This is a genomic window from Paracraurococcus lichenis, assembly GCF_030657435.1.
GTDB classification, from domain to species: domain Bacteria; phylum Pseudomonadota; class Alphaproteobacteria; order Acetobacterales; family Acetobacteraceae; genus Paracraurococcus; species Paracraurococcus lichenis.
In genome coordinates, this window is record NZ_JAUTWS010000056.1 from 1 (window position 1) to 13,467 (window position 13,467).

The following is a 13,467-nucleotide window of genomic DNA, read 5'->3' on the forward strand; positions in this document are numbered from 1 at the left end:
TGTTGATGTGCTTTTCGCGGACGAACACGCTGCATTAGCAGCCTGACTGGCCGGATTCGGTCAAGTGAAACAGGCGTTTAGGCTGCAGAATTTAGCACCACACTTCCAAGCGCCTCTGTAAGCCAGTCCAACCCGATCAATGGCTTATGCCAGGTCGTTCATGGATTGTTCGCTCGAGACTGTTCAAGTTGGGCCAAGACGCATCTTCAGCATGTCGCCACTGCGGCCGCCATGAACCTGATGCGCTTTGTTCGTTGGGTCACCGGCAACGCGCTGGCCCCCACTAGGCAGTCGCACTTCTCCCGCCTGGTTCGAGCCCAAGCAGTGCACTGACTTCGCCAGCAGTATCGAAAATGCGGGAGAACCGATTCTGAACCACGCCGCTGATTGCCATCCTGATCGCCGTCGCTTGCGATCAACTCGCGGCCGTCGCCGTCAGCATCGCGCCAAACCCGCTCGGCTGACCAACGGCTTTCTCAATAGGTTGTTAATTGGTTTGTCTTATTAACGCTGTAGGTGATTGACGACGGTCATCGCAGTCGATCTCCCGGGCTGCCATCCGGTTGTATTCACTCGAGAGCTGGGCACCGTCATGGACTTTTTCCTCGCCAGATCCTGTGTTGCTGCGCTGGCGCTCCTTTCGGGCTCTGCTTGGGCTCAAGAAAAGTCCGCCGAGGCCAAGACTGAAGCCTTCAGCTTTTCAGGCACCGTGGCCGCCACAACCGATTATGTCTATCGCGGCCTGACCCTCAGTAAGGGGCGCCCGGCTATTCAGAGCAGTCTGACCGTCCAGCATGAAACGGGCCTGTTCGCCAGCGTTTCCCTCTCCAATGTGAACCTCGATGGCGGCGGCTATATCGAGATCGCCTCAAGCGCGGGCTTCACCCAGGAGATTGGAAATCTACGCTACGCGGTGATGCTCAACCACTACGGCTATCCGCAGCAGGACCGCGGCTCCGAAATCAGCTTCTTTGAATTCGGCGCAATCGGCGCCTACACGTGGGACAAGCTGAAGTTCACAGCGCAAACCTATCTTAGTCCTAATACATCTGGCCCACTGGGCGGGCGCAGCTACTATCTGAATGGTGGCCTTGCCTATACTGTCGTGGACGGGCTCGAGGTGTCGGCGGGTGTCGGCCGCTCGATATACCAAATGTCCAACGACTATTCCGATTTCAACGCCACCGTTGCGTATACTTGGGAACCAGCGACATTGCAGGTGAAATACACGACCACACGGCCAAGCCTGCCTGGATTCGGCGGCGACCGCATCACCGCTTCGCTCACCTTCGGCTTCTGAGCGCCGGCGCCTTCATGCGTCGCAATGGATAGCAGGACCGCGGTATCCCACTCCGCGGCTAGCGATCAGCACCCGACGCGTCCACTCAGGGCTTGCGCGAGCACAAAGCCAGAACTTCCACTCGTGTCGCGGTGACCATTCTCCATGCGCCGCTCTGCGGCGCGCGGCGCTTACCTCCATCGCAAGAAACAGGTTTGCGCGCCGCCGCTAAGCTGATCAGGCGGCATTGTCTCCGGAGAGCCTGGAAGGGCTCAGTCCGCATTAGCCGGCAGAGACCTCTCAGTGTCCATCCGGAATCATTTGTTTGTTTGGCAGAGCCTTCGGAGCATCAGGCGCATGGAGGCCCAGCGCAGGAAGCACAGGCCTGACCGGTTCAGGCACTCCCAATCCTTGGCCAACCGACGACAGCGGTTCAGCCAGGCGATGGTGCGTTCGACGATCCACCGCTTCGGCAGCACGACGAAGCGGTGGCGGTCGCAGCGTCGAACGATCTCGAGGTTGATCTGGCCACAGACGCTCTTTAGGCCATCCTGGAACTTGGCGCCCTGGTATCCACTGTCGGCGTAGAGCTTGAGCAGGAAAGGGTGGAGGCCGAACAGGGCACCCATCAGCAGCACGCCGCCATCGCGGTCCTGGATGTCGGCGGCGTGCACCAGCGCCTGCATCAGCAGCCCCTGGGTGTCGACCAGCACATGGCGCTTCTTGCCCTTGATCTTCTTGCCCGCATCGTAGCCCGGCGGGTCGATGCGGGCCACCCTTTTTCCGCGCCCTTGACGCTCTGGCTGTCGATGATCGCCGCCGTCGGGCTGGCCTCGCGCCCGGCCTGCTCGCGGCACAGCACGTAGAGCGCGTGGTGGATGCGTTCCAAGGTGCCGTCCGCGTCCCAGCGCCGCAGGTAGTCATGCACCGTGCTCTTCGGCGGCAGATCCTTCGGCAGCGCCGACCACTGGCAGCCGGTCGACAGGATGTACATCACCCCATCCACCACCGCCCGCACCGCCACCGTGCGCTTGTTGCCGCCCGGCTTCGCTGACGGGATCAGCGGCTCGACCAGCGCCCACTCTGCGTCGGTCAGATCACTCGGGTAGCGCAGCTTGCTGCGGTCATACCGAGCGCGGTTCTCCGGCGTCCACATCCCGCCACTTCGCCCACTATCCACCACCACACGCCAGTCACAACCAACTCAAATCACCCAATATGTTCCCGGACGGACACTCAGTGCATCAAGGAGGCTGCCAATCGCGGATGATGCGGTCGATGGTGCCATCAGCTTTAAGCTTTTCATAAGCAGCCTGAAAACGGGCGGCCTTTTCGTCGCGAGCCAATGGAAGGGCTAGATAGCGGGGCACCTGGCCAAGGGCCTTGGGCAGGACCTTGATGCGGGACTTCATGCCGTCGTTTTCGGCAAGGTACTGGATCGCCTGCAGGTCGCCTGCGATCAGATCCACCCGCCCCAGCATCAGCCGCCGGAAATTCGTCGTGTTGCTGCTGGCGACGACACGCTCGAACACGTCGGAGGCGTCGAACGCAGGCGTATAGGAAAAGCCCTCGACCACACCGACGCGCAGGCCGCGCAGGTCGGACAGCTTCTCGAATTTGCCGGTGAAATCGGCTCGGGCAACCAGCACGGTCGATCCCGTGCGGTGCGGCCCGACCATGTGATAGCTTTTCAACCGCTGCGGGGTTGCGACGAATTGGAAGGCGAGGTCGACCCTGTTCTTGTCGATGGCCTCAACGACCTCGTTCCAGCTGAGCCCCTGGTGGACGGGCGTCGCGCCGATCTCCTTCAGGATCGCATTGACGATGGCGACGTCAATGCCGGTACGCTGGCCCTTCATCCAGAAATTGTAGGGCGGGAAGCTGTCCTCCGAGGTAACCGTCCAGGTTTCGCCCTGAGCGCAGGCGGGGTCCGCCGACAGCGACAGGCACACCAGGAGCGCGCCGCAGAGAAGGGCAGAACGCCGGGTCATGTCGGCAGAACCCGGCGGCGCCGACCGGTCATCAGGATCATGACGAGCAAGGCGCCGGGCGGCGTCAGCACGAGCGCCATCACGAAGTACAACAGGAAGCCGCCTCGCATGTTGATCGCGAGCGTCCCGACGAGCAGAGCCATGGTCAAATAGACAAGTTCGAACATCGGGAATTCCTCAGACTCAACGGGCTTTCTTGTTTGCCAAGCGTGGCCGACAATCTTGTTCGAGGCTGGTCACGACATCTGCGCCAGGGAGACGGCCGATGCTTCGAGAGTGACGATGCGGCCATTGGTGACCTGGATCAGCTGGTCGGCCACGTCAAAATACTTGTCGTCGTGGCTGACCGCGATCACCGTCGTCCCTTGTGCCTGGATCCAGGGCAGGATGCGTCGATAGAAGGTCTCCCGGAACTGTGGCGACTGGTCCGCCGCCCATTCATCCAGGACCAGGATGGGTTTGCGCTCGAGCAGCGCGGCCACAAGGGCCAGCCGCTTGCGCTGGCCGCCGGACAGGGCGACGGTCGAGAAGGCGCCGTTCTCGATCCGCACCTTGTCGCTCATCTCCAGCAATTCCAGCAGCTCGTCCGCGAAAGGCTCATCCACCGCAGGAACGCCGATGATCTCGCGCTCCAGGTGATTGTCGGAGAAGATGACGGAGAACAGCTGGCGATAGGATGCCACTGTGTCGGCATCTACCGTCCTGCCGTCAACCCGGATATGCCCGCGCGAGGCCGGGTAGAGGCCGAGCAGCATGTGCATCATGGTGCTCTTGCCGGAGCCGTTGCCGCCGGTGACGAAGACGATCTCGCCCTGCCGCACGGTCAGGTCCAGCGGCCCGACGCTGAAGCTGCCCGCCTCCATCGAATGGCGGAAGCCGAGCTTCTCGAGCGACAAGGACCGGAAGTTCGCCCAGGCTTCCGCCGGCGGCTTCAGCGCGGCGATGTTGAGCTTGCCGTCGACGTTCAGCACGGTACGGGCGGCGTTCTCCGCGTTCAGGTAGGTCGGCAGCGACGCCATCAGGATGTGCAGCGGATAGACAATGAACGAGATCGCGTTCGCCGCCATCGTGATCGTGTCCAGGCGCACGGTCGCAATCGCCGGCAGCAGGAAGATCACCGCGCCGACGGAGATGTAGTACATGCTCTCGGCCGTCGTGTAGTCGCGGGCATAGCGGACGTTCGCCGCCGCGCGCTGTTTCATCACCTTGTGCGCCGTCGCGGCGATGTCTTCCTGGATGCGGCGGGCACGAACCGGATTGATCTTGGCCTCCCGGAAGCCAGCCATCAGGCCGCGTACGCGGTCAGCCAGCTCGATCGTCGAGTCATGGGCGTCGCCAACGCCGTCATCCATCTTCCGCCCGGCGCGCCAGGTAATGACGATCTGCAGCCCTGCGATCAGGACTAGGAGGCAGAAGGTCTCGACCGAAAAGGTGACGACGTAGAGTGAGGCGAGCAACACGACCGCCAGGCAGTGGCTGCCGACAACGATGGTCGGGACTGCCTGGGAGATCGTCTGGAACTCCGAGCCCAACGCCTCGGTCACGCGGGCATGGCCGATCGTGTTCACGTCCAGCATCTCGGCCGCGCAGACGCGGGTGACCAACCGGTTGCGCAACTCGGCAATTGCCCGCTCGATGCGCTTGCTGGCCATGCGCATGTATTGCACCTGGAACAGGCTGTAGAGCATGTTCGCCGCGACGAACATCAGCAGCAGCCGGCTTACGGCATCCGCATCGGTCAGACGTGCCACTGCCTCGTTCATCGTGGTCAGGATGGCCACGTGCGCGATCGCTGTGGCAACGGCCATGGCGAGCAGCGGTCGCATGGCCCGCAGCACGTCCTGCCGGAGCAATTGCCCGAGATGGGTCACGTCGGTCTCCCGTTCCGCCGCCGGTCAGCGCAGGGCATTCCGCAACGGTGCCAAGGTCTGCTTCAGGATGGTCGCCGCTGGCAGCGGCGGCTCTACCCCGCGATCGGGCACCTGGGCGGCCTGCGTTTCGGCGGCGGGCTGGCGCAAGCTGGCGGTCGGCTGACCCTTGGCGGCGGGCGGATTCTGCTGCGAATTGGCGGGCGCAGGGGAAGGCGCGGCGTCGGCGGGCTTCGCCGGCTGTTCCGGTTCGCCCTTGGTGTCCAGGATCAGCGGCATGCCGCCGGTCTGGCTATTGCCGATGACAACGACCTTGCTGTTGTTGGAATTGGCGAGGTTCAACGTCGCCTCCAGCCCGCGCCACCGCAGATAGGCGTCGGTCAGGTTGGACTGCACCGTCTCCTGGAAAGCGCGGATGCCTTGGGCCTCGATCTGCTTGCGCTGGCTCTCGAAGATCTCGCGCTGAAGGCGGAACTGGTATTCCTGCGCGGCCTGGTCCTGCTGGATCTTCTTCTCGATCGAGCCGACAACGACGTCGGGCAGGCGCACCTCGCGGATCAGCACATCGTGGATCAGCAGATAGCCCGACTGCTGGCCCGGACCCGGCGTCGGATTGGTGCCGACGATGCGCGACTGCATGATCTTGTCGGCCAGCTGCTCGAAAGCCTCAACCTGGACCCGCAGGCGGCGGTGGGCGTAGAGCTCGTCCGCCTTGACGCGCGAGATGATCTCGCGCGAGACCGATCCCACCTCGGGAATCAGCAGCACGTTCAGGTAGTCGGGGCCGACATTCTTGTGCAACTGCGCCAGCGTCTCGGCATAGGGGCGATACCGCACCGTGATCTCGACATCGACCGGCAGGCCGTCATTCGCGATGGCGGTATAGACCCGTGTGTCCTCGCTGAGGCGCAGGTCGTAGATCTCGATCCGGTCCCACGGAAAGGCCAGGTGGACGCCTTCCGGCAGGGCCGGCGTCATCTGGGTGCCGCCATCGAACCGCTTCCACAGCACGCCGCCATGGCCGGCCGGGATGAAAATCACAATTGACGGCAGGAAATAAAAGAACACCATCATCGCGATCATCAGGACGATGAGTACGCTGCGGCGGAGGTCCATGACGCTGTACCAGGGCCGCCTCGGTGCGGCCGCGTCGATTATCGTCGAATTGAGGGACGTGGCGCTCATTACGCGACCTCTGAAAGCGTGACGGGGGCCGCCTGCATGCGGCCCTTGCTGAGAAAAAGGGTGTGGTCACAGAGATCGGCCGCGTGCTCGTCATGCGAGACGAGGATCACGGTCAGGCCGTGACTGCGCAGCCGCCAAAGGATCTCGCCACGGAAGCGTTGGCGGTACGACTGGTCCTGGTCGGCGGTCCACTCGTCCAGGATCATGATGCGACGGCCCTCGGCAACGGCGATGGCCAGCGCCAGGCGGCGGCGCTGGCCGCGCGACAAGGTGTAATCCAGCCGGCCGTCCGCCTCGACCTGCACCAGATGCGCGATATCGAGGAAGTCCAGCATGTCGTAGAACAGGTCGCGGTCGAAGCCGCCGCCCTGCGGCAGGGCCGAGAAGACATGATCGTCCTGGAACACGCCGCAGAACAGGTTGCGATAGGCCTCCAGGCTCTCGGAGCCGACCGGTAGGCCGTCCAGCAGCACCTCGCCCCTCTCCGGCCGCACCAGCAGCGGGATCATCTTGAGCACGGTGGACTTGCCGGAGCCGTTGCGGCCAAAGATGCCCACCACCTCGCCGGCGCGGATCGTCAGGTCGACCGGGCCGACCGAGAAGCCGCGGCTATCGCGCGCGTTGGTGTAGCTGTATTCGACACCGGCCAGGGTGATTGTCTCGAACGGCATGTCGGCGTCCGTCGAGGGCATCGGCCTGAATTCGGGCGAGGGCAGGGCGGCGCGGATCTCGGCGATGCGACGCGCCGCATCCTCCGCCGCCACGATGTCCGGGACGGTGTTCAGGAACTTGGCCAGCGGCCGGATCAGGAACAGCAGCACCATGGTCAGCGTCGGCAGCTCGGCCGCTGAGACGATGCCCAGGCGCGGGAAGATGAAGACGACGAGCGCCGACAGGATCACCAGGAAGACGTTGATCCAGGAAAACAGCTCGGCGACGTTGCCACCATGCGCACGGCGCAGTGTGTCCCAGTCGGCGATCGCACCGTCCACGCTGGTCAGCATCGTGTCGCGGCGGGCCTTGCCGAGGCGGATCTCGATGCTGCCGCGCAGGATCTCGGCGACCCCGCCGGCATTGCGCTCTGCCGCGATCTCGGCCTGGCGCAGATAGCGCCGGGCGACGGCCATGTGATGGACGTGACGGCTGGCCAGGACCATGATGCCCAGCAGGATCAGCAGCGCGCCGGAGACCGACACAGTCCAGAAGTAGGCGTAGGCGACAACCGTCAGGATCAGCATGTTGGCGGCGATCGACAGGCCGGGAAGCAGCACGCCGATCTGCTCCAGCAGGCGCTGGCAATGCTCGAACGAGCGCTCGCGCTGACGCTCCTGGATGCTGGACCATGGGCCGAGTGTGGCGCGCGCCAGCAGGTCGCGGCGGGCCGCCGTGATCGATGTCACGGCGGTGTCCAGCAAGCGGGCGACGAAGCGCTGGCTGAACACATAGTTCACCACCAGCGCCGCGCAGCAGAGAAGGAAGGGCAGGTCGGCCGAGCCGTTCTCGAACCAGGACCTCAGACCCTTGCTCAGGCTGACCAGGCTGATCACGCTGGCAAGGGCGGCGATACCGCCCTCCACCAGGATCCGGATCTGCAGCTGCCGGTCCATGAGGCCCAGCAGCCGCAGCAGGTGGCTCCCCGGCCGGGGGGTCGGTTCGCCTGAAGTGGCCTGAGTCATTGCCTTTGCCAGGTTTGAATCAGGCGGCCTTCTCGGCGCTCAGGTCGGCCGGCGTCTCAGCACGCGCTTTGGCGAGCTGCTGGTTGTAGAAGTCCCGCATCTTGTCGGCGTCGAAGTCCAGCAGCGTGCCGCCGGTCTCGAAATGCTGGATGAACACGTGCCCGACGGCCGTGGTCGAGGCCCAGGACAGGGCCGGCATGATGGCGAAGCCCATCACGGTGCCGAAGAACGGAATCGCCTTCACCAGCGAGCCAACCATGCCGGTGCCGATCGCCGCCGGCGCCACGCCGCCGATCAGGGCCGCGATCAGGCCGCGCGCCTGCTCGGAGCTGAAGGGGACGCCATAGAGCTTGCAAAGCTTGCGCAGGAGGTTGATCTGGGTGCCGGTCAGGGCGGCCACGTCGAGGCCCGGAACGGGGATGAGCCCGGTGCCGGCACCCGCGTAGGCGTGGTTGCGGACCAGCTTCGCGGCTTCCTGCTTACGATTATCCATGAAACTCTCTCCTGTGCCTTTCAAGGGCAGCCGCTATTGGAACGCCATTGAACAAGGCTGAACGCGTCGATCGGCGGGTGCATCCCGATATCGGATCTATAACGGCTAGTCGCTGAATGAATGGTTAACCCAGGTGTAGGCATTGCGCCCCAAAAAACAACAACCTCCAGTGGAGAACACTGCCGCCGGGACAGGTGCCGATCGCTTCGGCCGCTGACGAGCGGCTTGGTCGGGTCACCGATTTGGTCGACGCCGCGTGACAATGGCCGCCTTGGCCTGTTGCGCATCCAGCGGGCCGTCAGGGCCTGTCCGCTGGTACCTGCATCGGCTCGTGGCCGGAGCGGCGAGCCGGAATGCTCCTCGCGATCGTGGCGCCGTCGCGTTCGGGGATGATCGATGTCGACGCGATCCGGGCGCGCGTCCTGGAGCTTTCGGAGCCCCTGGATCAACGTGGTCGGCGGCGGTTGGCGGCTTTCGATGCTCGCGCTGCGGCCAGTGAGCACGCCGCCGGGCTTACCCGGCGACGTGCTCACCGTTGCCCGGTCCGGCACCCGAGGGCTGCGGCAGCCCGGCGGATGCTCCGGCCGTGGCGGCAACAGCCACTCTATTCTGATCCACAGTGCAGCCGGCAGCCGGCAACCGTCATCCCGCACGCGCCCCTGCTTCGCCGTGTGCTCGGTCCGTTCCGCCAGCCCGAGCAGATGGTGACCGCCTGCCATGTCCCTTATTTGGAGAGACCCTTGGGGAAGATTGCGGCCGGCAGCCGGCCCAGGCTGCGCAGAAGCGAGAAGCCGGCGATCGCGATGTCAGCCTCCGCCGCCGCGGCGTCGCTCTGCGCGTTGATCAGCGCGGTCTCGCCCGAGAGCACGTCGATCAGCGAGCGGCGGCCGAGCTGCCGTTCCTCCCGGGCCAGCCGCAGGAACTCCTCAGCGATGCGGGCCTGATTTTTCAGATAATCCGCGGTTTCGCGCGCAGCCGCATAACCCTCCCAGGAATTGCTCACCTGCTCCTCGATTACCATCCGGGCATCGTCGAGGCGCTGCTCGGCGGCGCGGGCACTGCCTCTCGCCGCATCCACGTTGCGATAGCTCGAAAGGCCGGAATTGAGGCTATAGGAGAATTCCAGGCGGACCGTGTGCTCACCCCTGGTGTTGGGCCGGTCGATGATGTCGACATTCTGCCGGGTCTCGCCGACCAGGTTCAACCGCGGCCCCAGCTCCGCCTGCGCGATGCGGATGTCCGCCTTGGCGACGTCGACCGTCAGGGCGGCGTTGCGCAGCGTCGCATTATCGCTGCGGGCGCGGGCAATCGCTTCCGTCAGGGTGGCGGGCAGCATGGGTTTAGGAACCGCGATGGCGGACAGCCTGGCCGGGGCCGCAGCCTCTTCGCCGAACACGGCGCGGAAGCGGTTTCGGGCATTGACATACAGGCTGCGCGAACGCACCAGCCGGGCCTCTGCACCGGCGAGCTGGCTCTTGGTCTGCAGGACGTCGGTAGCCAGGCCGCCGCCCAGGTCGACGCGGCTTTGCTCCATGCCGGTCTGCTTGCGGATATTGTCGACCGAACGCTGGGCGAACTCCACGGTGCGGGCCGCCCTGTACAGGTTGATGCGGGCGGTCAGGCCTTCGAGCAGCAGGTCCTCTTGCGTCGCAGTCACGGCATTGGCGGCCCGGGCCTGGGACAGCTCGGCCCGGTTCACCGCGCTGTTGATGCGGCCGAAATCGAGCACCGGCTGGGTCAGCGTCAGGGCGCCCTGCCGAGGATAGCTGCCGGTGTCCCTCACGCCGTTGGTGTTGTCGCGTTTAGAATAGCCGGCGGAGCCGCCGGCCCGCAGCTCCGGATACCAGCGCCCTCTCGCGCTGGCCGCTGACGCTTCAGCCGCGGACAGATCGGCTTGCGCGGCGCCCACCCTTGCATGGTTCGTCACCAGTCGGCGCAACTGCTCCACATCCGCCTGCTCCAGCGCCAGTGCGGAACCGGCCGATGTTCCCACCAGCATCGCCACGAGGGTCAAGTATCTGACATGTTTCATGATGCTAGCGTTCTTGGAAGGCGTAGCGCAGGGAACCGGCCCAGGGACCGAGGACATAGTTGAGGATGGAGCGGCTGCCGGTTCGGATGCGGCAGATCACCGACATACCGGGGTAGAGCCTGAAGGCGTGATCCCCGGCGTGGAAGCTGCTGCTGTCCGAGACGATCCGCACGCGGTAGAAGGCACTGCCGTCCTTCACCACCGTGGCATCCGGGCTGACCGTGTCTACCGTCCCACCGATATGGCCAAACAAGGCGGCGTCCGGGCTGTTGAGCGTGACGCGGGCGTCCTGGCCCTCATTGATGAAACCAATGTCCTGCAGCGGTAGACGCGCTTCGATCACCAGCTTGTCCGCGGCGGGCACCAGCTCCACCACCATCTGGCCGGGCTGGATGACGCCGCCGAGGGTCGAGACGGCGACGGTCTTGACGATGCCGTCCACCGGGGCGCGCAGGACCGTCTGCTCGTCGGTGCTTTTCAGCGCCAGCAGCCGCTGACCCAGCTCGTCCTGGCTCTGGCGCGCCTTCGCCAGCTCCCGCCGGGCAACCTCCCGGTCGCTGGCCTCCACACCGGACCGCCGCTCGCGGGCCTCGGCGATGGCGGCCTCGAGGCGGGGGATGGAGGCGGTGTCGGTATCGAGTTGGCTGCGCAGGATCTGCTGCTGGCGAACCAGGTCCAAGTGGGCAAGCCTGCTGCTCAGCCCGCGCTGCAGCAGCTCGCTGCTGATCTTCACCTGATCCTGCAAGACGCCGATCGCCTTCGTGTTGCCGGAAACGCGTGTGCGGACCTCCTGAAGCTCCTGTTGTCGCTGGGCGACCAGGTTCTTCTGGATCGCCACGTCATGGGCCAGCCGTTCGCGCCGGGACTTGAAGATATCCTGCGCCGTGGCGGCGAGCGCCGGGTTGGCATTGGCCAGCACCGGCGGGACGAAGGCTTCGCGGCCCTCCGCCTCCGCCTCCCAACGGGCGATGTCCATCGTCAGGCTGTCCATCCGCAGGCTGAGCTCCTGCAGCTCCGCCTGCGAGCGGACGGTGTCGAGGAGGACGAGCGGCTGGCCGCGTGTCACGCTGGCACTCGGCTGCACCAGGATCTCGCGTACGATGCCGCCGGCCAGATGCTGGACCGATTGCAAACCGGACACCGGCATGACCTCGCCCACGGCGTTGCTGACGACGTCCAGCCGGGCGATGGCGCCCCACAGCGTCAGTCCACCGAGCACGGCGCCGGCCGTGACGACCGTCAGCCGCTGCGGGGATAGGGTTCGGGCAAGCGCGCTCATGCGGCCACGCCCAGCTCGAGCTTGCGGACCATCGCCGGTGTCGCGGCGCTCAGATCCAGGCACCATGGTGCCGCGCGCACGACGTTCGGGTCGTGGCTAACGATGATCATGGTGCGACCACACCGCCCAAGGTCGATGAGGCAACGGTACAGCGCCTCGGCGGCCGTCCGGTCCAGGCCTTCCGTCGGCTCGTCCAGCACGACGATCTGGCCGTCGACCAGCAGCGCGCGCGCCAGGGCCATCTGGCGGCGCACGCCCGGCGACAGGTTCGTTCCGCCGGACAGGAGCGGCAGCTCCAGTCCCTTGGGATGCGTATCCACGAAGCGCGCAATGCCGGCGCCTTCCAGCGCCCCACGCAGGGCTGACGCGCCGGCACCCGGTCGGGCCGCCAGCATGTTGTCGCGCAGCGTACCCTCGAAGAACCAAGGCTCCTGCGGCATGTAGGAGACCTGCGACCGCCACCAGGCCGGCGAAAGCTGGGACAGGGCGGCGCCATCGACCAGCACCTGGCCTTTGTGCGGCTGGCGGAGTCCCAGCAGGATCTGCAGCAGCGTGCTCTTTCCGGCCCCGTTGGCCCCGGTTATGGCGAGCACACCGCCCGCCGGCAGCTCGAAACTCAGGTCGGACAGCAGGGCGACCGGGTAGTCGCGGTCGTGCCACTCGACGTCCTGCACGGTGATCCGACCGGCGACGGAGGGCAGTGTCCCCGTGCCGCCCTCGACCGGCAGGGCGGAGAGGCGGGCGGCATTGGCCAGCGCGGCTTCGGCGCGGCGCAGCCCCGCCACCAGCTGCATGGCGCGGGCAAGTGGCGCCAGGGCACGGCCGGCCACGAGATTGGCGCCGATCACCAGCCCGGTGGTCAACCCGCCAGTCACGACCAGAATGGCGCCGATGCCGATCACCGCGATGCCGGTCAAGGCCTGGATGGCGTAGATCAGCGCGCCATCGGCGTTCTGCCGCCGCGCGAGGCCGGCCGCGACACCGGCACGGCGGGCCAGGGTCTCGCTCCAGCGCGCCATCAGCGCGGCGCCGCCGCCGAACATGCGTAGGGTTTCCGCCCCGGCATTGGCGGCGGCGGTCAGGCCGGTCAGCCGCTCGGACAGCGATCCGGATTCCTGCACCGGCCTGGTCAGCGCTTTGCCGGCCTGCAGGACATAGAGGCACATGGCGATGGCGCAGAGCGCGGCCGCGGCGGCGATCGCTGGCGACAGCAGGAACAGCACTCCGAGGTAGAGCAGGCTGAACGGGACATCGGACAGAGTGGCGATGGCGCCCGGCCCCAAGGCCGCTTCGGCCTGGATCACGCCCGCCATCATCTCCAGCCGCCGCGCCGGCGGCAGCCCCGACAGGGCGTCGTAGCGGACCGTCAGCAGCAGGCCGAAGAGACCGGTCTGCAACGAGCGGTCGGCATCGCCGACAATGTCCTCCGCCAGCCGGAAACGGGCATGGCGCAGCGCCAGCTCACCCAGTAGCGCGAGCAGCACGCCGCTGGTGAGCGCCACCAACGTGCCGCTGATCCCCTGCGCCACATAGCGGTTGAGGACGTGGATCGAGTAGGTGGAGGAGGCGAGCCCCAGCAGGTTGACCAGGAAGGCGGCCGCGAACAGCCAGGCCGTGCCCGTGCGCGTCCGCTTCAGCCGCGCCAGCAACGCTTTCATCGGTCC

11 protein-coding genes are annotated in these 13,467 nt (G+C 65.8%); 1 reads left to right on the forward strand and 10 read right to left on the reverse strand.

Annotated elements, in window-relative coordinates; translation table 11 throughout:
* The first annotated feature begins 592 nt into the window (after positions 1–592).
* A complete protein-coding gene (locus tag Q7A36_RS30555; protein WP_305107572.1) occupies positions 593–1,300 on the forward strand; it encodes a TorF family putative porin in 708 nt (235 codons plus the stop codon).
* 296 nt (positions 1,301–1,596) lie between these two features.
* On the opposite strand, the gene Q7A36_RS30560 is transcribed toward Q7A36_RS30555, so the two are convergent.
* The 10 genes from Q7A36_RS30560 to Q7A36_RS30610 all read right to left on the reverse strand — a co-directional run bounded on the left by Q7A36_RS30560 (position 1,597) and on the right by Q7A36_RS30610 (position 13,461).
* A protein-coding gene (locus Q7A36_RS30560) for an IS5 family transposase (protein ID WP_305107573.1) occupies positions 1,597–2,435 on the reverse strand; the annotation gives its coding sequence in 2 pieces (ribosomal slippage) (positions 1,597–2,054 and positions 2,054–2,435; 840 coding nt in all).
* Between the two features lie 88 nt (positions 2,436–2,523).
* Complete coding sequence (locus Q7A36_RS30565; protein ID WP_305107574.1) at positions 2,524–3,270, reverse strand: substrate-binding periplasmic protein; 747 nt, start codon at positions 3,268–3,270, stop codon at positions 2,524–2,526.
* The gene (locus Q7A36_RS30570; RefSeq protein ID WP_305107575.1) at positions 3,267–3,437 is read right to left on the reverse strand and encodes a hypothetical protein; all 171 of its coding nucleotides are present in this window, start codon (positions 3,435–3,437) and stop codon (positions 3,267–3,269) included. The genes Q7A36_RS30565 and Q7A36_RS30570 overlap by 4 nt, the downstream gene beginning before the upstream one ends.
* Before the next feature lie 69 nt (positions 3,438–3,506).
* The gene (locus Q7A36_RS30575) at positions 3,507–5,141 is read right to left on the reverse strand and encodes a cyclic peptide export ABC transporter (protein ID WP_305107576.1); all 1,635 of its coding nucleotides are present in this window, start codon (positions 5,139–5,141) and stop codon (positions 3,507–3,509) included.
* A gap of 24 nt (positions 5,142–5,165) precedes the next feature.
* Positions 5,166–6,323 (reverse strand): prohibitin family protein, encoded by a 1,158-nt coding sequence (locus tag Q7A36_RS30580; protein WP_305107577.1) that lies wholly within the window; start codon positions 6,321–6,323, stop codon positions 5,166–5,168.
* Positions 6,323–7,930, reverse strand: coding sequence for an ATP-binding cassette domain-containing protein (locus Q7A36_RS30585; RefSeq protein WP_305107578.1), 1,608 nt, complete (start codon positions 7,928–7,930; stop codon positions 6,323–6,325). The genes Q7A36_RS30580 and Q7A36_RS30585 overlap by 1 nt, the downstream gene beginning before the upstream one ends.
* Positions 7,931–8,018: 88 nt before the next feature.
* Positions 8,019–8,516 (reverse strand): YcjF family protein, encoded by a 498-nt coding sequence (locus Q7A36_RS30590; RefSeq protein ID WP_305107579.1) that lies wholly within the window; start codon positions 8,514–8,516, stop codon positions 8,019–8,021.
* Between the two features lie 700 nt (positions 8,517–9,216).
* Positions 9,217–10,497, reverse strand: coding sequence for a TolC family protein (locus Q7A36_RS30600; protein WP_305107595.1), 1,281 nt, complete (start codon positions 10,495–10,497; stop codon positions 9,217–9,219).
* A 31-nt stretch (positions 10,498–10,528) separates the two neighbouring features.
* Positions 10,529–11,803, reverse strand: a complete 1,275-nt coding sequence (locus Q7A36_RS30605; RefSeq protein WP_305107580.1) for an HlyD family type I secretion periplasmic adaptor subunit — start codon at positions 11,801–11,803, stop codon at positions 10,529–10,531.
* Positions 11,800–13,461 carry an ATP-binding cassette domain-containing protein gene (locus Q7A36_RS30610; protein WP_305107581.1) on the reverse strand — a complete coding sequence of 554 codons (1,662 nt, stop codon included), beginning with the start codon at positions 13,459–13,461 and terminating at the stop codon, positions 11,800–11,802. The genes Q7A36_RS30605 and Q7A36_RS30610 overlap by 4 nt, the downstream gene beginning before the upstream one ends.
* Between the last annotated feature and the right edge of the window lie 6 nt (positions 13,462–13,467).